The organism is Caballeronia cordobensis, from assembly GCF_001544575.2.
Classification (GTDB): Bacteria; Pseudomonadota; Gammaproteobacteria; order Burkholderiales; family Burkholderiaceae; genus Caballeronia; species Caballeronia cordobensis.
The window spans coordinates 208,788-233,878 of record NZ_FCNY02000011.1; the positions used below are offsets into that span (position 1 = coordinate 208,788).

A 25,091-nucleotide genomic window follows, 5' to 3' on the forward strand; every position below is an offset into this window, starting at 1 on the left:
CGCGCGACGCAAAGCAGAGGTTCCTCTGTCAGACCGCACTTAAAGTGAGGCGGCCGGCGCGGCGGCTAAGGATATACCCGTAGTCTTGCCAAACCGTAGGTCTTTCAATGCTTTCATCGCGGATTTATGTGCGTTAGTTCGGATGCCGAAGTACATTCGACATGCCGATAAAGTCGAATTGATTGCCGCATACCCAAAAACAACAGCCGCTTCACAATTTGTTCGCCACCGCACCGATAGGGAAATCGGTTAAGAGGTTTAATCTGGCGAAACGTGCAACGAGTAGTAGCTTAAGAAAATGCGCGACACTAAAACTACGATTAGCGGCTCAGGGAAAGACGGGGTTGCCACGAACGCTCCTTGCAGGAGCGTCGCTGCGCCTTGCAATAACTGGGCGCGCGGAGGCAACTCATGACGCCGGTCGTCTTCGGTGGACGTTTCGGGTGGCTTCATGCGGGCGAAGGAAAACACGGCGTCGTCCTGTGCAATCCATTCGGGCATGAAGAAGCGTGGTGCCACAAGGCCATGCGCTATTTGGCCGAAGCGTTGTCCCAGCGCGATATTCCCGTCTTGCGTTTCGATTATCTCGCCACGGGCGATTCCGTCGGCATCGATCACGAAGGCGACAGGCTCGATGCCTTCGTCGGCGATATCGGCGCGGCCATCGATTATCTGCGAAAGCGCACCGGCGTAACCACGGTGACGTTGTGCGGCGTGCGCCTTGGCGCAACGCTTGCCACGCTTGCATCGCATCATCCGATGGTGGATTCGCTTGCGTTGCTCGCGCCTGTCATGAATGGACGCCGCTATCTGCGCGAACTCACGGCATTGCGCAAGACGTGGGTCGAGAATCTGCCGGTCGTGGTGCGCGCGAGTCAGATCGATTCGCCCTTTCATGTGCTCGGCCAGGTCTATAGCGAGGCGTTGCGCGAGCGCTTGAACGGCTTCGATCTCGGCAAGACCATGAGCCGTCAGTCCGCGATGCCGCGACGTGCGTTCGTCGCCGATCCGCTGCCCGGCGCGAGCCGCGCGCTATCCGCTGCGTTGGGCGAGCGCGGCGTGGAAGTCCATGCGGAGAGCTTCGACGACTACTTCGACTTCATGCAGGAGACGGCGTCGTCCACCTTGCCCGAGAAGACGCTCGGCCGAACCGTGGACTGGATCGCGCAAAGCGCGAGCGAGAGCCGCACAGACGACTTCACGCATCGAAGGAACGCCAAGGCCGCGCGTCCGAACATGAGCGACGACGCGATCATCGAAACGCCGGAAGCGATCGAGCGTCCGGTGATCTTCGGTGCGGCGGGGCTCTTCGGCATTCTGTGCGAGCCGCGCGACCGGCTGGCGGGCGGTCCGGTCATCGTCATCACGAATACGGCGGGCAGCGTGCATCACGGCGACAGCCGTCTTTCCGTGCGGATCGCGCGCGACATGGCGCGGCGCGGCATCGCGTCGTTGCGCATCGATGCGCGCGGCATCGGCGACAGTCCCGCGCGCGCGGCGGACGGCGCACTCGAAGCGACGGCGTCGATCCACGCACAAACCACCATCGACGATGTCGCGACGGCCGCCGCATGGCTCAAGCGCAAAGGCTACGACACGGTCGTCATGTTCGGCATCTGCTCGGGCGCGTATAGCGCGGTGCGCGCATCGCTCGTCGAGCCGGCGATCGGGGCCGTCATCGCCGTCAATCTTCAAGGCTTCCACATTCCGGAAAAGCTCACCTTGCAGGAGCTCCGGGCACGCAGGCGCAACACGATGGCGCGTCTCGGCCCGGCCATTCTCAAGCCGGCGAAGTGGTGGCTGGTGCTGAGCGGCAAGCGCGGCCTCAAGCCCATCATCAAGGCGTTCGTCTCGCATGCCGCGGCGCGTCTGCATTCGCAAGTGATTGGCGTGTCGCGCGGCAAGCCGGCCTCCGCCGACGAGCAGTCGCTCACGCATCCGCACGAGGTGGTTCAGGCGCTCGAAGGCAAAGGCGTGCGCACGCTGCTCGTGTACGGCGCGGGCGACGAAGGCCTCGACGTGCTCAACGCGCATTTCGGCAGGCACGGCAAGAAGCTGGCGCGCCTGAAGAAGGTGAAGGCTGCCGTTTGCACGGATGTCGATCACGCGCTCTATGACACGCGGGCGTTCACGAGCGTGATGGCGCTGTCCGAGACCTTTATCAAGGATCTGCATCCGAGGCGCGCGCCCGTCATGGAGACCGTTCCGCCTTTAGGTGTTTCGCAGCAGATGTGAGGAGACCGGCGTAGTTCGATAAGAAGAACCACTCGCGGGCTGCATTGCGCATGAATGGCGCGATGCGGCCCGCGATTCATTTGTCGCGCGCCATCCGACACCCCTCGCGTATATGTAGTCCGGCAGCCGACATATCGACCCTGCCCGGCGCGGCGCAAATCGGCTCCATTCGCGCGTGTGCGCCGCAATCCCTTTATCCTCAACGCGTCCCGTTCACCGAATGGTTCATCGATGCGTGGTTGGCACGGCCCTCGCATAAGTAGCCGCGAGCGCAACGATTGGTGCTCACCCAACCCAAACCACCAGGAGATTCATCATGCTGAAAGTCGACAACATCGCCGTTGCCAAGGAACTCGACAGTGAAGAAATGGGCGCCATCGTCGGCGGCTCGAGCATCTTCCAGAACAACGGCGTCAATGCCAACGTGAATGGCGGCTTCTCGTTCGCCAGCCCGCAAACCAACATCGCGCCTGTGACCCAGGTCGATGCTTCCACGCACACCGACGTCGACGTGAAGAACATCACGAAGTCGCTCGACGCGGTCGGCAGCTTGCTCGGTGGTGTGAAGCTGTAAGCAGCAACCTGGAAGGGAGAGGGCACAACGGTGCTGCCTTCTCCCCTTCTCTGAAGTTCATCGACGCTTCACCCGTTTCATCGGCCATCGCGCGCAATGCGCGAATCGAAGTCGGCCCGCTCGATTAATCCCCACGCAATTGTTTTCAAAGCCGATCGCCTGATCGGCTAAATGCTTTTCAACGCCGTTTTCGAAGCGCGTTTAAGGCTTCGTAATGCGATTTCACGCGCTGTCTGTTTAATGCCGACACTTTCCCGCAATGCGTCTTTCACCATCCAACGAATGGATGACCGACTATGACCATCGAATCGGCCCGGCACTGCGCAGGCACATTAAATTTATTCGTTGATTCAGCATCTTAGATTAACCGAGTCGTTCTTCTATACCCCGCTGGCATAGCCCTCGCATATGTAGCTGCGAGCGCAACGATTGATGCTCAACCAACCGACCAGACACCCAGGAGCTACATCATGCTGAAGATCGAAAACCTCGCCGTTAGCAAAGAACTCGACCGTGCCGAAATGGGCGCGATCGTCGGCGGCTCGAGCATCTTCCAGAACAACGGCGTCAACGCCAACATCAACGGCGGCTTCTCGTTCGCGAGCCCGCAGACCAACGTCGCGCCGGTTACGCAAGTCGATGCATCGCAACACACCGATGTCGATGTGAAGAACATCACCAAGTCGCTTGCTACGGTCGGCAGCCTGCTCGGCGGCGTCGCCCTCTGATCACCCGTTCACCCAAACATTCATCGAACCACTCAGGAGACTCATCATGTTGAAGATCGAAAACCTCGCAGTCAGCAAAGAACTCGGCCGCGCTGAAATGGGCGCCATCGTCGGCGGCACGAGCATCTTCCAGAACAACGGCGTCAACGCCAACGTCAACGGCGGCTTCTCCTTCGCGAGCCCGCAGACCAACGTCGCTCCCGTGACGCAAGTCGATGCATCGCAACACACCGACGTCGATGTGAAGAACATCACCAAGTCGCTCACGACGGTCGGCAGCCTGCTCGGCGGCGTCGCGCTCTGATCACCCGTTCGCTCAAACATTCATCGAACCACTCAGGAGACTCATCATGCTGAAGATCGAAAACCTCGCAGTCAGCAAAGAACTCGGCCGTGCGGAAATGGGCGCTATCGTCGGCGGCACGAGCATCTTCCAGAACAACGGCGTCAACGCCAACGTCAACGGCGGCTTCTCCTTCGCGAGCCCGCAAACCAACGTCGCTCCCGTGACGCAAGTCGATGCCTCGACGCACACGAACGTCGATCTCACGAACGTCACGAAGTCGCTCGCATCGGTCGGCAGCCTGATCGAAGGCGCGAAGCTGTAAGCGCATCCTCAAAGGCAGAAGGAGCCGCTGCGGCGGTTCCTTCTGCCTTTTTCATTTGGTGAAGTCCTTTTCGGCTGAGCGCGTCGCGTCTCGGCTTTTTGTCGTTGCCTTTTCGTCTCGGCCCGCATCGGAAGCGATGCGTCTGCGCCAGCTTCACATCTCCCTATAGCCGCTGTTCGCGACACACCGACAGGTTTCGGGATTCTGTTTTTTCTCCACCAACATCTCGAACGTCGCCGACGGCCTTCAGAAAAGCGAAAAAGCGTAAGGCATGAATAAATATTCACGCTTATTCAATAGCTTAGACGTACCGAACAGACCCTCTAGCACCCGCTGGCACGCCCCTCGCATATGTAGCTGCGAGCGCAACGATTAATGCTCAACCAACCGACCAGACACCCAGGAGCTACATCATGTTGAAGATCGAAAACCTCGCCGTTAGCAAAGAACTCGACCGTGCCGAAATGGGCGCGATCGTCGGCGGCTCGAGCATCTTCCAGAACAACGGCGTCAACGCCAACATCAACGGCGGCTTCTCGTTCGCCAGCCCGCAGACGAACGTCGCGCCGGTTACGCAAGTCGATGCCTCGCAACACACCGATGTCGATGTGAAGAACATCACCAAGTCGCTGGCTACGGTCGGCAGCCTGCTCGGCGGCGTCGCGCTCTGATTACCCGTTCACTTAAACATTCATCGAACCACTCAGGAGACTCATCATGTTGAAGATCGAAAACCTGGCAGTCAGCAAAGAACTCGGCCGTGCGGAAATGGGCGCTATCGTCGGCGGCTCGAGCATCTTCCAGAACAACGGCGTCAACGCCAACGTCAACGGCGGCTTCTCGTTCGCCAGCCCGCAAACCAACGTCGCTCCCGTGACGCAAGTCGATGCCTCGCAACACACCGACGTCGATGTGAAGAACATCACGAAGTCGCTTGCAACGGTCGGCAGCCTGCTCGGCGGCGTGGCCCTCTGATCACCCGTTCACTCAAACATTCATCGAACCACTCAGGAGACTCATCATGTTGAAGATCGAAAACCTGGCAGTCAGCAAAGAACTCGGCCGCGCTGAAATGGGCGCTATCGTCGGCGGATCGAGCATCTTCCAGAACAACGGCGTCAACGCCAACTACAACGGCGGCTTCTCGTTCGCCAGCCCGCAGACCAACGTCGCGCCGGTGACGCAAGTCGATGCCTCGACGCACACGAACGTCGATCTCACGAACGTCACGAAGTCGCTCGCATCCGTCGGCAGCCTGATCGAAGGCGCGAAGCTGTAAGCGCATCCTCGAAGGCAGAAGGAGCCGCTGCGGCGGTTCCTTCTGCCTTTTCCAATTCCTGAAGTTCTTTTCGGCCGAGCGCGTCGCGTCTCGGCTTTTTGTCGTTGCCTTTTCGACTCGGCCCGCATCGGAAGCGATGCGTCTGCGCCAGCTTCAAATCTCCCTATAGCCGCTGTTCGCGACACACCGACAGGTTTCGGGATTCTGTTTTCTTTCCACCAACTTCTCGAATCCTACTGACGGCCTTCAGAACAGCGAACAAGTGCAATTCATGACCAAACATTCACGCTTATTCAATAACTTAGATGTACCGAACAGACCCTCTAGTACCCACTGGCACGCCCCTCGCATATGTAGCTGCGAGCGCAACGATTAATGCTCTCAACCAACCCACCCAAGTATCCAAGGAGAACCATCATGTTGAAGATCGAAAACCTCGCAGTCAGCAAAGAACTCTGCCGCGCTGAAATGGGCGCCATCGCCGGCGGCAGCATCTTCCAGAACAACGGCATCAACGCCAACGTCAACGGCGGCTTCTCGTTCGCCAGCCCGCAGACCAACATCGCTCCCGTCACGCAAGTCGATGCCTCGACGCATACCGATGTCGATGTGAAGAACATCACCAAGTCGCTCGCATCCGTCGGCAGCCTGCTCGGCGGCGTGGCCCTCTAATCGCTCAATCATCATTCAGTCAAACCATTCAGGAGAAACATCATGTTGAAGATCGAAAACCTGGCAGTCAGCAAAGAACTCGGCCGTGCGGAAATGGGCGCTATCGTCGGCGGCGCGAGCATCTTCCAGAACAACGGCATCAACGCCAACTACAACGGCGGCTTCTCGTTCGCGAGCCCGCAAACGAACATCGCTCCCGTGACGCAAGTCGATGCCTCGCAACACACCGACGTCGATGTGAAGAACATCACCAAGTCGCTCGCATCGGTCGGCAGCCTGCTCGAAGGCGTGAAGCTCTAATCACTCAATCACCATCCAGTCAAACCATTCAGGAGAAACATCATGTTGAAGATCGAAAACCTGGCAGTCAGCAAAGAACTCGGCCGCGCTGAAATGGGCGCCATCGTCGGCGGCTCGAGCATCTTCCAGAACAACGGCATCAACGCCAACTACAACGGCGGCTTCTCGTTCGCGAGCCCGCAGACCAACGTCGCACCCGTGACGCAAGTCGATGCCTCGCAACACACCGATGTCGATGTGAAGAACATCACCAAGTCGCTCGCATCGGTCGGCAGCCTGCTCGAAGGCGTGAAGCTCTGATCGCTCAAACACCAGTCACTCACACCATTCAGGAGAAACACCATGTTGAAGATCGAAAACCTGGCAGTCAGCAAAGAACTCGGCCGCGCTGAAATGGGCGCCATCGTCGGCGGCGCGAGCATCTTCCAGAACAACGGCATCAACGCCAACTCTGTGACCGGCTTCTCGTTCGCCAGCCCGCAGATCAACGTCGCGCCGGTAACTCAGGTCGATGCATCGTCGTACACGAAGGTCGATCTGACGAACGTCACGAAGTCGATCGACGCCATCGGCAGCCTGCTGCACGGCGTGAAGGCGTAAGGCATCACCGGCGACAGGAGAAGGAACGACTGCGCTTCCTTCTCCTCTCGCGCTTCACCGCAGCGGCCGGCCTGCTCGTCCGCGCATCAAATTCCCTCCACGGTTATCATCGGTTTCCCTCTAGTCCGAGCGTGAAGCCATGAGCACTCTCCCTTATCGCAACGCACTGATCATCGGCGCCGGGCCCGGCATCAGCGGCTCTCTCACGCGGCGTCTGCGCGCGGAAAACATTCCGGTGGTCATCGCGGCGCGCAACGTCGACAAGCTGTCGGCGCTCGTCGACGAAACAGGCGCGATCGCGCTGCCCGTCGACGCCGCCGATGCCGCCGAAATGGAAACGCTCTTCGCCGAAACCGAAGCGCGCATCGGCGCGCCGGAAGTCGTCATCTATAACGCGAGCGGACGCGTGCGCGGGCCGATCGCGGAACTCGATGCGGCGCAGGTCGAGCAGGCCGTCGCCGTCACCGCGCTCGGCGCGTTCCATGCGGTGCAGCAAGCGGCGCGACGCATGATTCCGAAGGCTCACGGCGCGATCCTGCTGACCGGCGCGACCGCGGGCGTCAAAGGGTTCGCGCTCTCCGCGCCCTTCGCGATGGGCAAGTTCGCGTTGCGCGGGCTCGCGCAGAGCGCCGCGCGCGAACTGACGCCGAAGGGCATTCACGTCGCGCACTTCGTCATCGATGGCGGCGTGCGCTCCGATCAGCGCGCCGATCCGCCGGACGCGCCCGACAGCACGCTCGATCCCGATGCCATCGCGCAGACGTATATCGACGTCTTGCGTCAGCACCGCAGCGCGTGGGCGTGGGAAATCGAACTGCGGCCGTGGGTGGAGAAGTTCTGACGCGTGGCGCGCGTGTTGGCGTAAGTGCCGCTGAAAATGTCGTTTACGCCCGTAGGCGCAACGCGCGCCGCCGTCTACAGTGGCTTCGACCCGTTCCCATGAGAGAAGCCGCATGAACCCGACACCGACAGGCCTCGACCGTCCGATCTGGACCGCTTTGACGACGAGGCAGGCGCATCTGAGCCTGGGCGGCGCGCTCGCGCGGCGTTTCCATCCCGACGTGGCGCCATTTGCCGCGCTCGCATCGGACACGCCGGACGCGTGGCGCGCGCTTCACGCGCTGCTGGCGCCTCACGAACAGGTCCCGATCCTCTCGGCCGATGACGTCGAGGGCATCGATGCGTTGCAGACGAAGCGCGCCGGCACGATCCATCAGATGATCGCGCCGCAACGCTTCACGCAAACCACCGACGCGAGCGACGTGATCCGCCTGAGCGACGCCGACACCGACGACATGCTCGCGCTCGTGCAGCGGACCAAACCCGGCCCTTTCGGCAAGCGCACGCACGAAATGGGCGCGTACATCGGCATTCGCGAGCGCGGCGAACTGATCGCGATGGCGGGCGAGCGCATGGCCATCGACGGTCATGTCGAGATCAGCGCGGTATGCGTGGACGAGCGCTGCCGCGGGCGCGGCCTCGCCGGCCGGCTGATGAACATTCTGCGCGAGGAGATCGGGCGGCGCGGCGAGACGCCGTTCCTGCACGTCTTCAGCCATAACGAAAGCGCGATCGCCCTGTATGAACGGCTCGGGTTCGAACTGCGTCACGCGTTCGCGCTCGTGCAGGTCAGCCACGCCGTCTGAGCTTCCACCGTTTAAAGACTTACAAAAAACTTCCGGGAGCGTGACTTGAATCGAAGGCTTTCGCAGCGATGCGAACCTTCGATTTTTTTCGTGGCGGCTGCGCGCTGCATTCCATCGGCATGTCGCAATTCTTCTATCCGCACGCGCCGGCTTTCGATGGAATACGCAACAGGCAGGCGTCTCTCGAAGCAATTCACCTTCACACGGGTAATCACCATGTTCAATCGCGCAACCAGCACCGTTGAAAACGTCGATCCGGAACTCTGGGCGGCCATCACGGATGAAAACAAACGACAGGAAGATCACATCGAGCTGATCGCGTCGGAAAACTACACTTCGCCGGCCGTGATGGCGGCGCAAGGTTCGCAACTCACGAACAAGTACGCGGAAGGTTATCCCGGCAAGCGTTACTACGGCGGTTGCGAATACGTGGACGTGGTCGAGCAGCTCGCGATCGATCGCATCAAGCAGATTTTCGGCGCAGAGGCCGCGAACGTGCAGCCCAATTCGGGCTCGCAGGCCAACCAGGGCGTGTTCTTCGCGATGCTGCAGCCCGGCGACACCATCATGGGCCTGAGCCTCGCGCACGGCGGCCACCTGACGCACGGCTCGCCCGTCAATATGTCGGGCAAGTGGTTCAAGGTCGTGAGCTACGGCCTGAACGAAGCCGAGGATATCGATTACGAAGCCGCCGAGCAGCTCGCCAACGAGCACAAGCCGAAGCTGATCGTCGCGGGCGCGTCGGCGTTTGCGCTGAAGATCGACTTCGAGCGTCTTTCGAAGATTGCGAAAAGCGTCGGCGCCTATCTGATGGTGGACATGGCGCACTATGCCGGCCTGATCGCGGCGGGCGTCTATCCGAACCCGGTTCCGCATGCGGACTTCGTCACCACGACGACGCACAAGAGCCTGCGCGGCCCGCGCGGCGGCGTCATCCTGATGAAGGAAGAGTACGCCAAGCAGATCAACTCGGCGATTTTCCCCGGCATTCAGGGCGGCCCGCTGATGCACGTAATCGCCGCAAAGGCCGTCGCGTTCAAGGAAGCGCAGTCGCCGGAATTCAAGGCATACCAGCAGCAAGTGGTCGATAACGCCCGCGTACTGGCCGAAACGCTGGTGAAGCGCGGCTTGCGCATCGTGTCGGGCCGCACGGAAAGCCATGTGATGCTGGTCGATCTGCGCGCGAAGAAGATCACCGGCAAGGCCGCGGAAGCCGCGCTCGGCGCCGCGCATATCACGGTCAACAAGAACGCCATTCCGAATGATCCTGAAAAGCCCTTCGTCACGAGCGGCGTGCGTCTCGGCTCGCCCGCGATGACCACGCGCGGCTTCGGCACGAAGGAAGCGGAGATCGTCGGCAACCTGATCGCCGATGTGCTCGAAGCGCCGGAAGACGCGGGCAATCTGGAACGCGTTCGTCAACAAGTCGCTGAACTGACGAAGCGCTTCCCCGTCTACGGCTGACTTTTAGCGTAGTGCCCTCCGACGTCGGGCTTGCTGCGTTGCGCAGCAGGCCCGACGTTTTCGTTTGCACGGCAAGACGCCTGCTTGACAGCCACGTCTAGCGTAATGGAAACTACGTCCATTATGCTAGATATTGCCGAACCACCCGCCGAGAGTGGCATCAACGAGCGCATTGCCGAACGCGTGCGCGCGTTGCGTGCCGCGCGCGGCTACACGCTCGACGCGCTCGCGGCGCGCTGCGGCGTGAGCCGCTCGATGATCTCCATGATCGAGCGCGGCGCCGCCAGCCCGACCGCCGTCGTGCTGGACAAGCTCGCCGCCGGGCTCGGCGTGTCGCTCGCGAGCCTCTTCGGCGGCGAGCAGGAAGGCGCGCCGGCCGAACCGCTCGTGCGGCGCGGCCAGCAAGTGAAATGGCGCGATCCCGAATCCGGCTACACGCGCCGCAACCTCTCGCCGCCCGGCTGGCCCTCGCCGTTTCAACTCGTCGAAGTGGAGTTTCCCGCCGACGCGCGCGTCGCGTACGAAACCGGCCACCGCGAATCCGTCATGCATCAGCAGGTCTGGGTGATGAGCGGGCGCGTCGATATCGTGATCGGCGACACGCTCCACGCGCTCCAGCAAGGCGACTGCCTCGCCATGCGGCTGGACCGGCCGATCATCTTCAGCAATCCCACGTCGAAGGCCGCGCGCTATGTGCTTGCGATCGGCGACGCGCCTTCCACCTAACGGACACTCCATGACCACGACCGCATCGCACGACGACGTGCGCCTGATCGACTGCGACGAAGCCGCCCACGCGCCGGCGATCCTCGACATCCTGAACGACGCCATCGTCAACTCGACCGCGCTGTACGACTACGTGCCGCGCCCCGCCTCGGCCATGTCGGCGTGGTTCGCCGCGAAGCGCGCGGGCGGCTTTCCGGTCGTCGGCGCGGTGGACGCCACGGGCACGCTGCTGGGCTTCGCGAGCTGGGGCACGTTCCGCGCGTTTCCCGCCTACAAGTACACGGTCGAGCACAGCGTCTATGTGCATCGCGATTGCCGTGGCCGCGGGTTGGGCGAGCGCCTGTTGCGCGAACTGGTCCGGCGCGCGCGGGAGGCGCAGGTGCATGTGCTCGTCGGCTGCGTCGATGCGACGAATGCGGGCAGCATCGTCCTTCATACGCGGCTCGGATTCACGCACTCGGGCACGATCCGCGAAGCCGGATTCAAGTTCGGCCGCTGGCTCGACGCGGCCTTCTACCAGCTCAATCTGGAGACGCCCGCGGAACCGGTCGACGGCTGACATAGGGGAAACCACCGAGCGGGCCGGGCGGCGGCGCTACGCATTACCTGAAGTAATCCAAGCCGGAAAATAAAGCGCGTTGACGCTGTTTTCGGGCGCTTCGATACTGCGTTCATTCGCAAACGCACTCGTGAACGCCATGAACTCGGTAGACAAGATTTTCGCCCCCGCGCTCGACCTCGACAACCGGCTCGCCGATGCCGTCACCTGGGAACATGGCGGCCGGCTTTGGCCAAGCAGCGAGCAGCAGACGCTGACGTGCTGCCGCGTCGTCGACGAAACGCACGACATCAAGAGCTTCGAATTCCGCACCGCCGACGGCCTGCCCGTGCGCTTCGAGCCGGGCCAGTTCATGACCGTATCGGCGACCGTGAACGGCCAGCGGGTCGAGCGCTGCTACACGATCTCATCGCCGCCGACGCGCCCGTTCCTCGTGTCGATCACGGTCAAGCGCGTACCGGGCGGAACGATGTCGAACTGGCTTCACGACAACATGAAGGCCGGCTGCGAACTGCGCGCCTACGGCCCGTCCGGCACCTTCACGCCGACCGCCGCGCCCGCGACGAAATCGCTGTATCTCTCGGCAGGCTCCGGCGTCACGCCGCTGATGTCGATGACGCGCGCGAGCATCGATCTCGGTCTGAACCGCGACGTCATCTTCATCCATAGCGCGCGCACGCCCGCCGATATCGTGTTCCGTGAAGAACTCGCGCGGCTCGCGAAGCTGTCGCCGCGGCTGCGCGTGTTCTTCGTTTGCGAGGGCGTCGGCGACGAGTCGGACTGGCAGGGTCCGGTGGGCCGTCTCAGTCTGCAATTGCTGTCGCAGTGGGCGCCGGATTATCTGGAACGCGAAGTCTTCACCTGCGGCCCGGCGGGTTATATGAGCGCGGTGCGCGGCCTGCTTGCCGAAGGCGGTCACGATCCGGCGCGCTACCATCAGGAAAGCTTCGATATCACGGCGGATGTTGCGCCCGCGCCCGTCGCCGAGAAGGCCGAAACTGCCAGCGGAACCTTCACCGTCAAACTCTCGCGCTCGTCGAGGACGTTCACGATGAGCGCATCGGATACCGTGCTCTCGGCGGCGAAGAAAGCGGGCGTCGCGGTGGCGTCGTCGTGCAGCCAGGGCGTGTGCGGCACCTGCAAGACGAAGCTGCTCGAAGGCTCCGTCGACATGAAGCACAACGGCGGCATTCGCGAGCGCGAAGTGCAGAAGGGCTTTCGCCTGCTGTGCTGCAGCCGTCCGACCTCGGATCTCGTGCTGGAACTGTGAGCTAGTCGCTTGAAACGTCCCGATAACATCGCGATTTATATCGGCATCGCCGAGGCGCTGTTTCAATCGGAGAAACTGCCCGAAGGTGGGCGCGCGCTCGCGGCGCGCGTGTTCGAGCGTCTGCGCACGCCATCGGACGACGGCGTGCGGCATCGCACGCGCTATCCCGCATGCGAGTGGCTCGACGCGGCGCTCGCTCCGTTCATCGCCGACGACACCGGCTTCGGCGCCGCCGCGCGCGCGATCAAGGCGCTGGAAGCCGATCTCGGATGGTCGCGGCGGTCATCCGGCGTGAATGGCAGCGACGGCTACACCGATGCCCACGTGCACGGCATGATCTGCGGGCCCGGCGGCGCGGAAAGCCGCTACGACGTGCAACTCGGTTTCTCGCTGATGGTGCCGCATACGCGATATCCGGATCATAGTCATCCGCCGGAAGAGGCCTATGTGCTGTTCACGCCGGGCGAGTTCCGGCAGAACGGCGGCGAGTGGATCGATCCCGGAATGGGCGGCGGAATTCATAACGTGCGCAATAATCCGCACGCGATGAGGTCGGGGTCTGCGCCGTTTTTGGCGATCTGGTGTTTGTTGACGGGGGGATTAGACGTGGCGAAGTGATGCGTCACACAGGCTCGCGAATCGATCGCTCGATCCTGATCCCATGCCGCTTCATCTTCGCGTACAGCGCGGGCTTCGACACTTGCAGCAGCTTCGCGCAATGCGTCACGTTGAAGCGGCACGCCTGTAAAGCGCTTTCGATCGCGACGCGCTCCGCTTCCTTCAACGACACCGGCTCGCCACGCTCAACGCTCACCCCACTGCCCGCCTGCGAAGCCACCGCGCCGTTTAAGAACGACGCCACATCCTCGATCTTTTCGCCCTCGTTGAAGTTGACGATCTTCTCCACGAGATTTTCGATCTCCCGCACATTGCCCGGCCAGTCGTGCGCTTCGAGTTGCAGCAACGCCTTTTCAGCGATCTCCGGCGTCGGCTTGTGCATGCGCGTGCAGTAGCGTTCGAGAAAAAACGCCGCCATCGCGCGGATATCCTCGCGGCGCTCGCGCAGCGGCGGAATCGTGATTTCGATGACGTTGCAGCGATAGTACAGATCCTCGCGAAAGGTCTTCGCCATCACCATCGACGCGAGGTCGCGATTGCTCGCGCAGATGATGCGCACATCGACGGGAATGCCGCGCGTATCGCCGATGCGCGTCACCTCGCGTTCCTGCAGGACGCGCAGCAGCTTCGCCTGCACATCGATGGGCAATTCCGAGATTTCGTCGAGAAACACCGTGCCGCCGTCGCCGGATTCGAACTTGCCGGGCCGCCCTTCGCGCGCCGCGCCCGTGAAGCTGCCGGGCGCGTGGCCAAACAGCTCGCTTTCGATCAGCGCATGCGGCAGCGCCGCGCAGTTGATCGCGATGAAAGGCTGGGCCGCGCGCGCGCTCGCGTTGTGGATCGCCTGCGCGAACACTTCCTTGCCGACGCCGCTCTCGCCCGACAGCAGCACGTTCGATGCGCCGCGCGCCGCCTTCTTCGCGGCATCGGCGGCGCGCTTCATGCCCGCGCTCGATCCGATCACGTTGTCGAAAGTAAAGCGCGCATGATTGCCCGCATAGCGCCCCGCCATCCTGCGCACGCGCCGCATCTCGCGGAACGTGTTGACGACCGACACCACTTCGCCGCAGCGGTTCTTGATGGGAATGGCCGTGTCGAGCAGATGCAGATGACGCGCGGGCGAATCGATGATCAGCTCGCGATCGACATACCCCACGCCCGTGCGGTAAATCGATCCGATGATCGGCTCGAAGTCGATCACCTCGTTGAGCGTCTTGCCGATGCTCGTCTTCGGATCGATGCCGAGAATGCGTCCCGCGACCGAGTTGACGTGCCGCAGCACATGGCCCTGCCCGACGACCATGAGCCCATCGCCGATATGATCGATGATCGCGCGCTGCTCTTCGACGAGCGTGTCGTAAGCGGCGAGATCGAAGGCGCTTTGCAGCAGCACGTCGAGGGTCGCGCCGAGCAGGGCGATCCACGGCGCGGGATTGGCGTCATCCGACGAAGCCGCACGCAACGCGACGAGAAACACGCGCCGTCCGTGCGCATCGACGCGCAGCGCGAACGCCCGCGCGCCTTGCAGCGGAATCGCCACGCAGCGCCCGTCCGATGCCGTAGCGGTCTCGGCAAGCTCCGCCAATCGATCGGACGCGCACTGCGCGAACAACGCGTCGTCCACGGCATCGGCGCCTTCGAGCACATGGCCGCTGCGATCCAGCGTGAAGATGCACGCGTTTGCTTCGCGCGCCGCGAGACGGCGCGCATCGCGCCAGCGCGACGACGCGAGCGCGCTCTCCAGCGTGGCGATGTCGGGATCGAGCGCGACGGCGGCCATGTCTACCTGCGAACGGTCGGGTAACGGCATCGAATATATCAGGACAAAATCGCGCCGCCCGACCTTGCGTGATGCGGCTCAGTCTTTCTGCGCAATCGCGGTCAGCGCGCCGCCGTTCAGCCGATACACGGTCACGGGCGCATCGACCCAGTCGCCGTTCGCATCGAACTTCACGGGACCGAGAATGCTGGAGAACGATTGATCGCGCAGCACCTTCACGAACACATCGGGCTTCGCCGATCCGGCCTTTTTCATCGCGTCGGCAACGACGAGCGTCGCGGCATAGAACGCGGGCGCGTAGGTATCGACATCGGCGCTGAACGCGCTCTTGAATCTCGCGCGGAACGTCTTGCCGTCGGGGAGCGTGTCGAGCGGCGCACCGCCCTGCGCGCAGAACATGCGCTTGTCCGCGACGCCCGCGGAGAGCTTGTCGAACTCGGGCGAACAGATGCCGTCGCCGCCGACGAGCGTCGCGTTCACGCCCAACTCGCCCATCTGACGCGCGAGCGTCGCGGCCTGCGCATAGTAGCCGCCATAGAACACGACCTGAGGATTGCGCGACTTGATCTGCGTGAGAATGGCCTTGAAGTCGGTCGCCTTGTCCGTGCTGTACTCGCGCGCGACGATCTGCAAGCCCTCCTTCTGCGCGGTCTTGATGAACACGTCCGCGACGCCCGTGCCGTAGGCGGTGCGGTCGTCGATGACGGCGGCGCGCTCGGCGCCCAGCACTTTCTTCGCATAGACGGCCATGCGCCCGCCCATCACGTTGTCGTTCGTGGCCAGGCGAAACACGTACGGATAGCCGAGATGCGTGAGATCCGGATTCGAGGAGGCGCCCGTCATCATCACGACTTTCGCATCGTTGTAGATGCGCGCCGCCGGAATGCTCACGCCCGAGTTGTAATGGCCGATGACGGCGGACACACCGTCGTCGACGAGCTTCTGCGCGACGTTCACGCCGACTTTCGGGTCGCCCTGATCGTCCATCGAAATCAGCTCGAATTTGACCGGCTTGCCCGCGATCGAAAAGCCCTTCGCGTTCAGTTCGTCGATGGCGAGGCGCACGCCGCGCTCGTCGTCCTTGCCGCTTTGCGCCGCGCTGCCCGTAAGCGGGCCCGCCACGCCGATCTTCACCACTTCCTGCGCCTTCGCGACACTGCATAGCACCGTCGCGCATGCGATGAGCGTCATCGCCGTCTTCATCGGTTTCATCGTGTTTCTCCCGTCGCAGTGAATGACAGATTCTCCAGAACGTCCCGTACCGGCGACAGCGTGTCGAACTCGAAGTCCGGGCGCGGCTGCCACGTGCCGAGCGACTCCGCGCCGCGATTGATCCACGCGACGGCCATGCCGAGCGGCTTCGCACCGTCGATGTCGGCCCAGCTCGCGAGCGAGCAATGCAGCACGTCGCGCGCGGGCAGCGCGAGGCGGTCGAGCGCGAGCGCGAAGATCGCTTGCGAAGGCTTGTAGGCCTGCGCCATTTCCGCGGTCGTCACATGCTCGAAGTAGCGCGTGAGCTGCGTGCGCCGCCACAGGTCGCTGTCCATGTTGGTGATCGGCATCAGCGGATAGCGCGACGCGGCCCAGTCGAGAAACGGCTCCGCGTCCGCATGCGCCGGCGACGCCTCGACGAGATGCGCGAGGAACAGCTCGGTGAGCGCGTCCATCGCGTGGCCCCGGCGCGCGCCCGGCCAGCGAGTATCGAGCACGGCTGCGAGCGCCTCCTCGGCGACATCGCGATAACGCGCGTACGCTTGCCCGCGATACAGCCGCACGTTGCGGATGTCCCAGTCGAGATAGATGTCGAACATGGCATCGCCGGTTTCGATCGACAGCCGCCGCAGCACTTCCGCCATGCCGAGCGTGCCGCCGCGATCGACATCCACGAGCGTGCCGAAGTAGTCGAAGGTCAATGCTTTCGGGTTCATCGCGCGGGCTCCTTTCTCGTGGCGAAGGCCTTGACGCGCTCGGCGGCGTCGGGATCGGCGAAGGCCTCGATGGTCGCGTCGAATTCCAGTTCGAGACTGCGCGAAAGCGTGTTCGTGAGATCGGCGGTCACGAGCCGCTTCAGGCGCGCGATCGATGTCTGCGAGCGTGTGGCGATGTGCGCCGCGAGCGTCATCGCCGTGTCGAGCATCGCATCGCGCGGCACGACGCGGTTGACGAGCCCCATCGACAAAAGCGCCTGCGCGCTCTGGCGCTCGCCGAGCAGCCACAGTTCCATCGCGCGCTGGTGGCCGATCGCCTGCGGCAGCAGATGCGTGACGCCGCCCGTCACGAACTGGCCCCACGCCATCTCCGGAAAGAACGCGACGAGATCGTCCGCGGCCACGACGATGTCGCAATTGAGCATCCACTCGAAACCGCCGCCGACCGCAAAGCCGTGCACCGCGCCGACGACCGGCTTCGCGCCGAACATCAGATCGCGCGTGATGCGTTGAATGCGTTCGATGTGGCTGCGGATGGTCGCGTCCGTCGCGCTCTGCTCGCCGAATTCCTTCAGATCGTCGCCGGCGCAGAACGCGCGGCCCGCACCGTTGAGCACGATCACGCGGCATGCGGCGTCCTCGTTCGCGCGTTGCAGCGCATCGTGCAGGTCGTCGAGCAGCACACCGCTGATCGCGTTCATGCGTTCGGGGCGATCGAGCGTCACGACGGCCACCGGTCCATCCATGCGTGTCTTCACGTAGCTCATGCGGGCTCCTTGTCGATCCAGCGTGTCTTGCCTTCGGTGCGGGGAAAGTGCTCGAACGGAACCATCGTCACGGACGCGCTCGCGCCGATGCGCTCGCGCACGGCGGCTTCAATGCGCGCCGCCGCGTCCGGCCAGCGTTCGACGGGCAGGCCGTGCGCGGCTTCGACCGTCATCGCGACGCGGTCGTACGGGCCCGGCCCTTTCAACACGATGCGGAACATGCCCGACGCCCATTGCGGCAACGCTTCGACCGCGAGCCGCACCGCGCTCGGAAAGACGTTGACGCCGCGCACGTTGAACATGTCGTCGGTGCGGCCCGTCACGCGGAAGCGCCAGGCGCTGCGGCCGTCGGGGCCGGGATCGGTCGCGGTCACGGTGACGACATCGCGCGTGCGATAGCGCACGAGCGGCTGACATTGCTTGCGCAGATGCGTGCAGACGAGTTCGCCCGTCGTGCCCGCTTCGATGGGAAGTCGCGCGAGCGTTTCCGGATCGATGATTTCGGCGAACACCACGTCGGCCGCGTGATAGAGCAGGTCGTGGGTCCAGCCGGTCTGCCCGCCGAGAATGCTCAGCACTTCCGAAAGGCCGAAGTTCGCGTTGCGCACCTTGAAGCCCCATTTCTCTTCCATCGCGGCGCGCAACTCGGGATTGTCGAGACCGGCCTCGCCGCCGAAGAGCCCGAGCTTCAGCCCGAGATCGCGCGGCGCGGGGCCACCCGTTTCGCGCAACACCTGCTCGATGAGCGCCGGATACGACGGCGTGCACGAGATCGCGTTGATGCCGAGATTCAGGATCGAATCGATCAACAGCCGCGTGTTGCCTACGCCGAAGGGCACGACCGTCGCGCCGGTCGCTTCGAGAATCGTGTGGTCGGTGAAGCCGCCCGTCCACATGCAGTAATTGAGGCAGTGGACGACGCGATCGTCGGGGCGCAGGCCCGCCGCCCACATCGAACGCGCGCCGACGCGGGCAATGTCGGCAGCATCGCGCGCGCTGTTCGCCAGAATCAGCGGCCGTCCGGTCGTGCCCGACGTGCGATGCAGCCGCGCGATGCCGCCTTCGCCGCACGCGACGTAATCGCCATACGGCGGCGCATTTTCCTGGCTCACGCGCAGTTCGTCCTTTTCGGTGAAGGGCATGTCCTGCAGCGTGTCGAGCGTGACGCCGTCGCGGCCGGTCCAGTGCGCGAGCTTCGTCCGGTAGAACGCGGACATCGCGCGCAGATACGGCCAGTGCGCGGCCCACAGCGCGTCCTGATGACGGCGCACGTCGGCGGGCGCGAGCGTTTCGAACGCTTCGTCGAAGAGCGCGCCGTGCGTCGGGGATTGTTCAGCCATGTGTGTTCTCTCGTCGTGTGCGGGGGTTATTCGGCGCGGCGGCGCTTCGCGGCGCGCGCCTCGATTGCGGACCGCTCGACGATCGCGCGGGCGTGACTCGCCGTGCCGACTGGGCCACCTGGGTCGGACGCGGCGACATCGAACCAGTACAGCGCGCCTTCGATGCCGCGAAACGTGGCGGTCGCGGACACCTCGACACCGGGCGGCGTCGGCGCGAGATGATGCAGATGCGTCGTCACGCCGACGGACAGTTGCCCGTCGCCGACGGCATCGCGCAGCGCATCGGCACACGCTCGCTCGATCAACGCGAGCAGCGCGGGTGTGGACAGCACATCGGGATAGCGCTCGCCCGCGCCGCGCGCATGGGCGGACGCGAGGTCCTCGGACGTAACGGTGTGCGTGAGCGTGGCGGCTCGGCCTTTCTCGATCATGGACGGCTCCGGGTTGTCTGGAGCGCCATTAATGCAAAGGCCGGGCCATGTGCGCGAAAGCCCCGTCTGGCGGGGCTTTGCGGGTTGTCGTCAAGCTCGGAAAAGGCTGACCGGAAAGATTCTTGACGTTGCGATTCGAAACGGTCGTAGCGTCGCTTTACTTGCCCGGCGTGAGCACGACGCGAAAGCGCGCCTTGCCGCTCATCATCCGCTCGTAGGCTTCGGGCGCGCGCGATAGCGGATATTCCTCGATCATCGGTTTCACGCCTGCGAGCGCGCTGAACGCGAGCGTCTCCTGCGAATCCGCCGCCGTGCCGGACGGCCAGCCCTGTACCGAGTTGCGCCCCATGATGAATTGCGCGATCGGCACCTCGACCGGCTCCTGCGATATGCCGACCATGATCAGCTTGCCGTTCAGCCCCAGCCCGCCGATGGTCGCGCTCATCGCCTTGCCGCTCGTCGCCGTGGCGAGAATCACGCGCGCGCCGCCGAGCGCCTGCAGCGCTTCGGCCACGTTCTGCGCTTCGCTGTCGATATAGTGATGCGCGCCGAGCTGCTTCGCGAGCGGCGCTTTATCCTGACCGCGGGCGATGGCCGCCGTGACGAAACCCATCTTGCGCGCGAATTGCACGCCCAGATGGCCGAGCCCGCCGATGCCGAGGATCGCGACGACATCGCCCGCGCGCGCGCCGCTGTTGCGCAGCGCATTGAAGGTGGTGATGCCCGCGCACAGGAGCGGCGCGGCGTCGACATCGGAGAGATCGTCGGGCATGCGTGCGAGCGCTTCCTGCGGCGCGATCATGTAGTCCGCGTAACCGCCGTCGTAGCTGATGCCGGGAATCAGCGCGCGCTGGCAAAGCACGAAGTCGCCGTGACGGCAATGATCGCAATGGCCGCAATGCCCGCCGTGCCAGCCTACGCCGATGCGCTGGCCCTTCTCCCAGCCTTCCACGCCCGCGCCCATTTTCTCGATCACGCCTGCGATTTCATGACCCGGCACGCGCGGGAACTGCAGGCCGGGCCATTGCCCTTCGACCGTGAGCGAGTCGCTGTGGCAGATTCCGCATGCCTGTACCTTGATGAGCACGTGTCCGGCTTGCGGCTCCGGCACCTCGCGTTCGACGACTTCCAGCGGACCATTCGCTTTCGCTACCTGCACTGCCTGCATCGTTGGCATCGCTCGCTCCTTTTTCATGGGAGGAAAACGCGCGGTGTGGGGGGCACGCCGCACACGGAATGGCGATTGTGACAGGTCTTTCGGGCTTTCGTTTTTTTTCGCGGAGCGCTGCTTTGGTTGGTTTGCGCTTTTTATGGAATCCTGATGTCGTGGTGGTTTATTGGCTCTGCCCCTCCCCGGGGCGGGGGTAACTTTCTTTGCTGCTGCAAAGAAAGTCACCAGAGAAAGCAGCTTTCTCACCGCCCGCGGTCACACGCACGTTGGCCACTTTTCTCCTCGGGGAACGGCACTCGCCTAACGAGTGCCCCCATAGGCCCAATCGGGCTTGGATCGCGCACGATCCGTCACATCGCGCCGCTTAATGGGTTGGTACAGCCATTTCAAGTTCCAGCCCGCTTCGCGGCCGATGGGAAGAGCGGGTTCGCGTGCGCATTCGTGTCCCACCGGTTTCCCTCGCATACCCCGCGGCAGCGCGTAGCGCTGTGCCGAAGCTATTTTGTGCTGGACCAGCGCGCTTCGCGCACTGGCTTGTCAGACCGTGTGCGATCCAAGCCCGATTGGGTTTATGAGGGCACTCTTTAGGCGAGGGCCGTTCCCGGAGGAGAAAAATGGCCAACGTGCGTGTGACCGCGGGCCGTGACAAAGCTGCTTTCTTTGGTGACTTTCTTTGCAGCAGCAAAGAAAGTTACCCCCGCCCCGGGGAGGGGCAGTGCTAATAGACCAACATGAATACGGGATCCGGCGACAAACCCCTACCGCCCCAACAACCCCACCGCCCCATCCCCCGCCATAACCATCCCCTCAACCACCGGCTGAACCGCATCAGCCAACTCCTTCCGATAAGCAAACGGCGCATCCTCATCCATATACGTCGACTGACACATTTCAAGCTGCACCGCATGAATGCCGTCATCGGGCTGCCCATACGCACGCGTGATGTATCCCCCCTTGAATCGCCCATCAACGACCCACGAATAAGGCTGACCATCAAGCGCCCCGGCGATGGCCTCAACCACCGCACCATCGCAACTCGCGCCCGAATTCGTGCCGATGTTCAAATCGGGCAACTTGCCCTCGAAAAGCCTCGGCAGCACGCTCGCGATCGAATGCGCTTCCCACAGCAGCATGGCGCCGAACTCCGCGCGCAGCCGGTCGAGCTCTTCTCGCAGCTTCGCGTGATACGGCTTCCAGTACGCTTCGAGGCGACGCTGCACTTCGCGCGGCTGCGGCCCGCCACCGTCGCGATAAAGCGGCACGCCGCGAAACGTTTCGGTCGGGCACAGGCCGGTCGTCGTCTGGCCGGGATAGAGGCTTTCGCCGCTGGCAGGCCGGTTCAGGTCGATGACATAGCGCGAGTAACGCGCGCCCAGCATCGATGCGCCCGCGCGCAACGCGAAGTCGTAGAGACGGTCGAGATGCCAGTCGGTGTCGGCGGTTTCGCTGGCGGCGTCCGTCAACTGGCTGCGCACATCGGCGGGAATCTCGGTGCCGAGATGCGGAATCGAAATCAGCAAGGGAATGCGTCCTTGCTGGAAGTGAAAAGCGTCGGCGGTCATTCATCGATCTCCGGAAGAGTAAGGACCGGCACGGGCTTGAAGCGGCCTTCTGCCATGTCTTGTTACCTTAAAGAGACAAAAATCCGGCCTCCGGCACCATCGGCGCCAGTTACCATCTTCATAAGGCCGCGTTATTCAAAGCGGCGCCTCACGTTTCGAAGCGACGCTGCACTAGGGGCCGGCGCGCCGCAAGGCAGTCAATACGCGTAATCAGGGCTAACCCTGAGCGCGACTTCCAGGGTTGTCATGTCAAAAATCGAAGACGAAATCGCGAACGATTCCACGAGCGATCAGGCACACGAATCTTGCGGCGATCCCTACGAGACACAGGTCGAGAAGCCGGACGAAAAGCTGGACGAGATTCAGGACGAGACGAGCAGCGAACCCAACCCCGAGCGCGAACCGGAAGCGCCTGCCGTGGCGCGCACTGGCCCGCTCTCCGAAGCCAAGCTGTTCGGCCGGCAGACGCCGCCCGCCGCCGATGCCACGACACACGCACCACACACCCCGCATACGCCCCATGTTCCGGCAGGTCCGGCCAGCAGCTATCGCGCGCTGGCGGGCCTGCTTTGCAGCTATGCGTTGCTCATCGCCGGGAACGGTCTGTTCCAGACGCTGATTCCGCTGCGCGTGCTCCAGTCCGGCTATCCGACGATCGTCATCGGTCTGATTCAGTCGTGCTACTACGCCGGGTTCATCCTCGGCGCGGTGTTCAATCGCAGGCTCATCGATCGCATCGGGCAGCACCGGACTTTCGTCGCGTTCTCGGCGGCGGCGGCAATACTCGCGCTCGCGTTCGGCGCGGCACAGTCGCCGTGGACGCTTGCAGCCGTGCGTCTTTTGACCGGTTTCGCCTTCATGGGACTGTACACGTCGATCGAAAGCTGGCTCAACGGCACCGTCGAGAACGAAAAGCGCGGGCAGGTCTTCGGCTCCTACGCGGCGATCAACTATCTCGCGGTCGGAACGGGGCAGTTTCTGTTGAATGTGGGCGCGGGTACGGGCGGACAGCAGTTCTCAATCGCCGCCGCCCTTTTCGCGGCCGCCGTGCTGCCCGTGACGCTGCTCGAAGGCTGGCCCGTGAAGGTCGCGGACGAACGGCTGCATCGCGTGCCCGCGCGAACCTGGCGCGAAAGCGTGCGCGAGATGATGGCGTCCGCGCCGCTCGCGGTGCCGGGCTGCATTCTCGCGGGCTTCATCTACAGCAGCTTCTACGCGATGATGCCGGTCTATCTGGAGCGCGCGGGCTTCTCGAGAAGCGAGCTCGCCACCTTCATGGGCGTCGCGCTGATCGGCGCGCTCGTGCCGCAATGGCCGATGGGCCGTCTCTCCGACAAGGTGGACCGGCGGCGTCTCGTCTATCTCACGGCGTCGACGTCGGCGGCGCTGAGTATCGTGCTGTTTCTGTTCGACGTGCGCGCCGTCACCTGGGTCGCGACGCTCGTCTACGTGGCGGTCACGTTCACGCAATACGGGCTGATCGTGTCGCACGTGCAGGATCGCACGGAGGCGCAGCATCGCGTCGCGATATCGGCGCTGCTGCTCGTGCTGTTTTCGTTCGGGGGCATGTCGGGGCCGGCGCTGGCGTCGGCGATGATGACGATCGTCGGGCCGAGCGGGCTGTTTCTGTTCAACGCGCTCTCGTGCGCGCTGCTGGCGCTCGCCGCGCGGCGCGCGCTCGGCATTCACTTGCGCAATTCGGGCGCCGGTTGATCCGGCGCCCGCGTTGAGCGCGGCCTTAAGCGCCGAAGGTCCAGTCGCGCTGCGGCAGATACGTTTCCTTCACGACGCGCGGCGACGCCCAGCGCAGCAGGTTCAGATACGAGCCTGCCTTGTCGTTCGTGCCGCTCGCGCGGCCGCCGCCGAAGGGCTGCTGGCCGATCATCGCGCCCGTGGGCTTGTCGTTGAGATACAAATTGCCCGCCGCGTTCACGAGCACGCTCTCCGCGTGATGCAGCGCGAAGCGGTCCGTGCAGAAGATCGAACCGGTGAGCGCATAGGGGCTTGTTGCATCGATGAGGTCGAGCGTCTCGTTCCACGCGTTGTCCTCGTAGACGAACACGGAGAGCACGGGGCCGAACAACTCTTCCTTCATCAGCGCGTGGTGCGGATCGCTGACTTCGAGCACGGTCGGCTCGACGAAGTAACCCGGATCGGACCAGGTCTTGCCGCCGGAGACGAACTTGACTGCTGCGTCGTCCTTGGCCGCCGCCAGCACCCGCGAAAGCTTCTGGTGAGAAGCCTGCGAAATCACCGCGCCCATGAACGTGTCGTGGTTCGCGACATCGCCGACTTTCAGTTGCGACAGACGCTCACGGATTTCCTGACTCACCGCGCCCCACAAGCTCTTGGGGATATACGCCCGCGACGCCGCGCTGCACTTCTGACCGCAGTATTCGAACGCGCCGCGAATCAGCGCGATCGCCACTTCCGACGCATTCGCCGATGCATGCGCGAGCACGAAGTCCTTGCCGCCCGTCTCACCGACCAGGCGCGGAATCGTGCGGAACGCATCGACCTTCGACGCGACGCCCTTCCACAGCGACTGGAACACCGCCGACGAACCGGTGAAGTGAATGCCCGCCAGATCCGGCGACGACAACGCGACACGCGTCGTCAACTCGGCATCGCCCGGCACGAAGTTGATGACGCCGGGCGGCAGCCCCGCCTCTTCCAGCGCTTCAAAGAAAATGTAGTTAGCCAGCGCCGATTTCTCCGACGGCTTCCACAGCACCGTGTTACCCATGATCGCGGGGGCGGTCGTCAGATTGCCGCCGATGGCCGTGAAGTTGAACGGCGACACCGCATAGACGAAGCCTTCGAGCGGACGCCA

29 protein-coding genes are annotated in these 25,091 nt (G+C 63.4%); 20 read left to right on the forward strand and 9 right to left on the reverse strand.

The annotated features are described in order from the left end of the window. Positions 1-411 precede the first annotated feature (411 nt). The 19 genes from AWB70_RS22675 (at position 412) to AWB70_RS22765 (ending at position 13,279) form a co-directional block, all read left to right on the forward strand. Complete coding sequence (locus tag AWB70_RS22675; RefSeq protein WP_053570905.1) at positions 412-2,235, forward strand: serine aminopeptidase domain-containing protein; 1,824 nt, start codon at positions 412-414, stop codon at positions 2,233-2,235. A gap of 316 nt (positions 2,236-2,551) precedes the next feature. After that, a complete protein-coding gene (locus AWB70_RS22680; protein ID WP_014193949.1) occupies positions 2,552-2,809 on the forward strand; it encodes a hypothetical protein in 258 nt (85 codons plus the stop codon). Between the two features lie 470 nt (positions 2,810-3,279). Continuing rightward, entirely contained in the window at positions 3,280-3,537 is a 258-nt protein-coding gene (locus tag AWB70_RS22685) for a hypothetical protein (RefSeq protein WP_045458716.1), read from the forward strand. A 46-nt stretch (positions 3,538-3,583) separates the two neighbouring features. Further along, positions 3,584-3,841 (forward strand): hypothetical protein, encoded by a 258-nt coding sequence (locus AWB70_RS22690; protein ID WP_053570903.1) that lies wholly within the window; start codon positions 3,584-3,586, stop codon positions 3,839-3,841. Positions 3,842-3,887: 46 nt separating this feature from the next. Next, complete coding sequence (locus AWB70_RS22695) at positions 3,888-4,145, forward strand: hypothetical protein (protein ID WP_053570902.1); 258 nt, start codon at positions 3,888-3,890, stop codon at positions 4,143-4,145. Between the two features lie 413 nt (positions 4,146-4,558). Continuing rightward, positions 4,559-4,816: a hypothetical protein gene (locus AWB70_RS22700; RefSeq protein WP_045458716.1), complete on the forward strand. Its 258-nt coding sequence runs from the start codon at positions 4,559-4,561 to the stop codon at positions 4,814-4,816. Between the two features lie 46 nt (positions 4,817-4,862). Then, positions 4,863-5,120, forward strand: coding sequence for a hypothetical protein (locus AWB70_RS22705; RefSeq protein WP_014193945.1), 258 nt, complete (start codon positions 4,863-4,865; stop codon positions 5,118-5,120). A 46-nt stretch (positions 5,121-5,166) separates the two neighbouring features. Continuing rightward, entirely contained in the window at positions 5,167-5,424 is a 258-nt protein-coding gene (locus AWB70_RS22710; protein WP_053570901.1) for a hypothetical protein, read from the forward strand. Between the two features lie 417 nt (positions 5,425-5,841). Further along, positions 5,842-6,096, forward strand: a complete 255-nt coding sequence (locus AWB70_RS22715; protein WP_014193943.1) for a hypothetical protein — start codon at positions 5,842-5,844, stop codon at positions 6,094-6,096. Between the two features lie 42 nt (positions 6,097-6,138). After that, entirely contained in the window at positions 6,139-6,396 is a 258-nt protein-coding gene (locus AWB70_RS22720; RefSeq protein WP_053570900.1) for a hypothetical protein, read from the forward strand. Positions 6,397-6,438: 42 nt separating this feature from the next. Then, on the forward strand, positions 6,439-6,696 hold the full coding sequence (locus AWB70_RS22725) for a hypothetical protein (RefSeq protein ID WP_053570899.1): 258 nt from the start codon (positions 6,439-6,441) through the stop codon (positions 6,694-6,696). Positions 6,697-6,738: 42 nt separating this feature from the next. Next, on the forward strand, positions 6,739-6,996 hold the full coding sequence (locus AWB70_RS22730) for a hypothetical protein (protein ID WP_014193941.1): 258 nt from the start codon (positions 6,739-6,741) through the stop codon (positions 6,994-6,996). Positions 6,997-7,135: 139 nt separating this feature from the next. After that, positions 7,136-7,837 (forward strand): SDR family NAD(P)-dependent oxidoreductase, encoded by a 702-nt coding sequence (locus AWB70_RS22735; RefSeq protein WP_053570898.1) that lies wholly within the window; start codon positions 7,136-7,138, stop codon positions 7,835-7,837. A gap of 112 nt (positions 7,838-7,949) precedes the next feature. Then, positions 7,950-8,642 (forward strand): GNAT family N-acetyltransferase, encoded by a 693-nt coding sequence (locus AWB70_RS22740; RefSeq protein WP_053570897.1) that lies wholly within the window; start codon positions 7,950-7,952, stop codon positions 8,640-8,642. Between the two features lie 216 nt (positions 8,643-8,858). After that, positions 8,859-10,106 (forward strand): serine hydroxymethyltransferase, encoded by a 1,248-nt coding sequence (glyA, locus tag AWB70_RS22745; protein ID WP_053570896.1) that lies wholly within the window; start codon positions 8,859-8,861, stop codon positions 10,104-10,106. A gap of 123 nt (positions 10,107-10,229) precedes the next feature. Continuing rightward, positions 10,230-10,832: a helix-turn-helix domain-containing protein gene (locus AWB70_RS22750; RefSeq protein WP_053570895.1), complete on the forward strand. Its 603-nt coding sequence runs from the start codon at positions 10,230-10,232 to the stop codon at positions 10,830-10,832. A gap of 10 nt (positions 10,833-10,842) precedes the next feature. Then, a complete protein-coding gene (locus tag AWB70_RS22755; RefSeq protein WP_053570894.1) occupies positions 10,843-11,391 on the forward strand; it encodes a GNAT family N-acetyltransferase in 549 nt (182 codons plus the stop codon). Between the two features lie 139 nt (positions 11,392-11,530). Beyond that, entirely contained in the window at positions 11,531-12,661 is a 1,131-nt protein-coding gene (locus AWB70_RS22760; protein ID WP_053571056.1) for an FAD-binding oxidoreductase, read from the forward strand. 9 nt (positions 12,662-12,670) lie between these two features. Next, on the forward strand, positions 12,671-13,279 hold the full coding sequence (locus tag AWB70_RS22765; protein WP_053570893.1) for a dimethylsulfoniopropionate lyase: 609 nt from the start codon (positions 12,671-12,673) through the stop codon (positions 13,277-13,279). A gap of 4 nt (positions 13,280-13,283) precedes the next feature. Here the strand turns inward: AWB70_RS22765 and AWB70_RS22770 are convergent, their stop codons facing one another. From AWB70_RS22770 to hutG, 8 genes are all read right to left on the reverse strand, one after another. After that, positions 13,284-15,059, reverse strand: a complete 1,776-nt coding sequence (locus tag AWB70_RS22770) for a sigma-54 interaction domain-containing protein (protein ID WP_053570892.1) — start codon at positions 15,057-15,059, stop codon at positions 13,284-13,286. A 78-nt stretch (positions 15,060-15,137) separates the two neighbouring features. Then, complete coding sequence (locus AWB70_RS22775; RefSeq protein ID WP_053570891.1) at positions 15,138-16,271, reverse strand: branched-chain amino acid ABC transporter substrate-binding protein; 1,134 nt, start codon at positions 16,269-16,271, stop codon at positions 15,138-15,140. Beyond that, a complete protein-coding gene (locus tag AWB70_RS22780; RefSeq protein WP_053570890.1) occupies positions 16,268-16,987 on the reverse strand; it encodes an HAD family hydrolase in 720 nt (239 codons plus the stop codon). The genes AWB70_RS22775 and AWB70_RS22780 overlap by 4 nt, the downstream gene beginning before the upstream one ends. Further along, entirely contained in the window at positions 16,984-17,754 is a 771-nt protein-coding gene (locus tag AWB70_RS22785) for an enoyl-CoA hydratase/isomerase family protein (RefSeq protein WP_053570889.1), read from the reverse strand. The genes AWB70_RS22780 and AWB70_RS22785 overlap by 4 nt, the downstream gene beginning before the upstream one ends. Next, on the reverse strand, positions 17,751-19,094 hold the full coding sequence (locus AWB70_RS22790) for a phenylacetate--CoA ligase family protein (protein ID WP_053570888.1): 1,344 nt from the start codon (positions 19,092-19,094) through the stop codon (positions 17,751-17,753). Before AWB70_RS22790 ends, AWB70_RS22785 begins: the two co-directional genes overlap by 4 nt. A gap of 26 nt (positions 19,095-19,120) precedes the next feature. After that, the gene (locus AWB70_RS22795) at positions 19,121-19,525 is read right to left on the reverse strand and encodes a thioesterase family protein (RefSeq protein ID WP_053570887.1); all 405 of its coding nucleotides are present in this window, start codon (positions 19,523-19,525) and stop codon (positions 19,121-19,123) included. Between the two features lie 157 nt (positions 19,526-19,682). Then, positions 19,683-20,702: an alcohol dehydrogenase gene (locus AWB70_RS22800; RefSeq protein WP_014193927.1), complete on the reverse strand. Its 1,020-nt coding sequence runs from the start codon at positions 20,700-20,702 to the stop codon at positions 19,683-19,685. A gap of 752 nt (positions 20,703-21,454) precedes the next feature. After that, positions 21,455-22,258 (reverse strand): N-formylglutamate deformylase, encoded by an 804-nt coding sequence (hutG, locus tag AWB70_RS22805; RefSeq protein WP_060854197.1) that lies wholly within the window; start codon positions 22,256-22,258, stop codon positions 21,455-21,457. A gap of 246 nt (positions 22,259-22,504) precedes the next feature. On the opposite strand from hutG, the gene AWB70_RS22810 reads away from it, so the two are divergent. After that, entirely contained in the window at positions 22,505-23,971 is a 1,467-nt protein-coding gene (locus tag AWB70_RS22810) for an MFS transporter (protein WP_053570885.1), read from the forward strand. Positions 23,972-23,996: 25 nt separating this feature from the next. Here the strand turns inward: AWB70_RS22810 and AWB70_RS22815 are convergent. Beyond that, on the reverse strand, positions 23,997-25,091 hold a 1,095-nt coding region (locus AWB70_RS22815), incomplete at its 5' end, for an aldehyde dehydrogenase family protein (RefSeq protein WP_060854198.1).

Excerpts from the sequence above, each read along its gene's own strand:
- AWB70_RS22675 (WP_053570905.1), top strand. The coding sequence starts at position 412 with ATGACGCCGGTCGTCTTCGGTGGACGTTTCGGGTGGCTTCATGCGGGC.
- AWB70_RS22680 (WP_014193949.1), top strand. The coding sequence starts at position 2,552 with ATGCTGAAAGTCGACAACATCGCCGTTGCCAAGGAACTCGACAGTGAA.
- AWB70_RS22685 (WP_045458716.1), top strand. The coding sequence starts at position 3,280 with ATGCTGAAGATCGAAAACCTCGCCGTTAGCAAAGAACTCGACCGTGCC.
- AWB70_RS22690 (WP_053570903.1), top strand. The coding sequence starts at position 3,584 with ATGTTGAAGATCGAAAACCTCGCAGTCAGCAAAGAACTCGGCCGCGCT.
- AWB70_RS22695 (WP_053570902.1), top strand. The coding sequence starts at position 3,888 with ATGCTGAAGATCGAAAACCTCGCAGTCAGCAAAGAACTCGGCCGTGCG.
- AWB70_RS22700 (WP_045458716.1), top strand. The coding sequence starts at position 4,559 with ATGTTGAAGATCGAAAACCTCGCCGTTAGCAAAGAACTCGACCGTGCC.
- AWB70_RS22705 (WP_014193945.1), top strand. The coding sequence starts at position 4,863 with ATGTTGAAGATCGAAAACCTGGCAGTCAGCAAAGAACTCGGCCGTGCG.
- AWB70_RS22710 (WP_053570901.1), top strand. The coding sequence starts at position 5,167 with ATGTTGAAGATCGAAAACCTGGCAGTCAGCAAAGAACTCGGCCGCGCT.
- AWB70_RS22715 (WP_014193943.1), top strand. The coding sequence starts at position 5,842 with ATGTTGAAGATCGAAAACCTCGCAGTCAGCAAAGAACTCTGCCGCGCT.
- AWB70_RS22720 (WP_053570900.1), top strand. The coding sequence starts at position 6,139 with ATGTTGAAGATCGAAAACCTGGCAGTCAGCAAAGAACTCGGCCGTGCG.
- AWB70_RS22725 (WP_053570899.1), top strand. The coding sequence starts at position 6,439 with ATGTTGAAGATCGAAAACCTGGCAGTCAGCAAAGAACTCGGCCGCGCT.
- AWB70_RS22730 (WP_014193941.1), top strand. The coding sequence starts at position 6,739 with ATGTTGAAGATCGAAAACCTGGCAGTCAGCAAAGAACTCGGCCGCGCT.
- AWB70_RS22735 (WP_053570898.1), top strand. The coding sequence starts at position 7,136 with ATGAGCACTCTCCCTTATCGCAACGCACTGATCATCGGCGCCGGGCCC.
- AWB70_RS22740 (WP_053570897.1), top strand. The coding sequence starts at position 7,950 with ATGAACCCGACACCGACAGGCCTCGACCGTCCGATCTGGACCGCTTTG.
- glyA (WP_053570896.1), top strand. The coding sequence starts at position 8,859 with ATGTTCAATCGCGCAACCAGCACCGTTGAAAACGTCGATCCGGAACTC.
- AWB70_RS22750 (WP_053570895.1), top strand. The coding sequence starts at position 10,230 with ATGCTAGATATTGCCGAACCACCCGCCGAGAGTGGCATCAACGAGCGC.
- AWB70_RS22755 (WP_053570894.1), top strand. The coding sequence starts at position 10,843 with ATGACCACGACCGCATCGCACGACGACGTGCGCCTGATCGACTGCGAC.
- AWB70_RS22760 (WP_053571056.1), top strand. The coding sequence starts at position 11,531 with ATGAACTCGGTAGACAAGATTTTCGCCCCCGCGCTCGACCTCGACAAC.
- AWB70_RS22770 (WP_053570892.1), bottom strand. The coding sequence starts at position 15,059 with ATGGCCGCCGTCGCGCTCGATCCCGACATCGCCACGCTGGAGAGCGCG.
- AWB70_RS22775 (WP_053570891.1), bottom strand. The coding sequence starts at position 16,271 with ATGAAACCGATGAAGACGGCGATGACGCTCATCGCATGCGCGACGGTG.
- AWB70_RS22780 (WP_053570890.1), bottom strand. The coding sequence starts at position 16,987 with ATGAACCCGAAAGCATTGACCTTCGACTACTTCGGCACGCTCGTGGAT.
- AWB70_RS22785 (WP_053570889.1), bottom strand. The coding sequence starts at position 17,754 with ATGAGCTACGTGAAGACACGCATGGATGGACCGGTGGCCGTCGTGACG.
- AWB70_RS22790 (WP_053570888.1), bottom strand. The coding sequence starts at position 19,094 with ATGGCTGAACAATCCCCGACGCACGGCGCGCTCTTCGACGAAGCGTTC.
- AWB70_RS22795 (WP_053570887.1), bottom strand. The coding sequence starts at position 19,525 with ATGATCGAGAAAGGCCGAGCCGCCACGCTCACGCACACCGTTACGTCC.
- AWB70_RS22800 (WP_014193927.1), bottom strand. The coding sequence starts at position 20,702 with ATGCCAACGATGCAGGCAGTGCAGGTAGCGAAAGCGAATGGTCCGCTG.
- hutG (WP_060854197.1), bottom strand. The coding sequence starts at position 22,258 with ATGACCGCCGACGCTTTTCACTTCCAGCAAGGACGCATTCCCTTGCTG.
- AWB70_RS22810 (WP_053570885.1), top strand. The coding sequence starts at position 22,505 with ATGTCAAAAATCGAAGACGAAATCGCGAACGATTCCACGAGCGATCAG.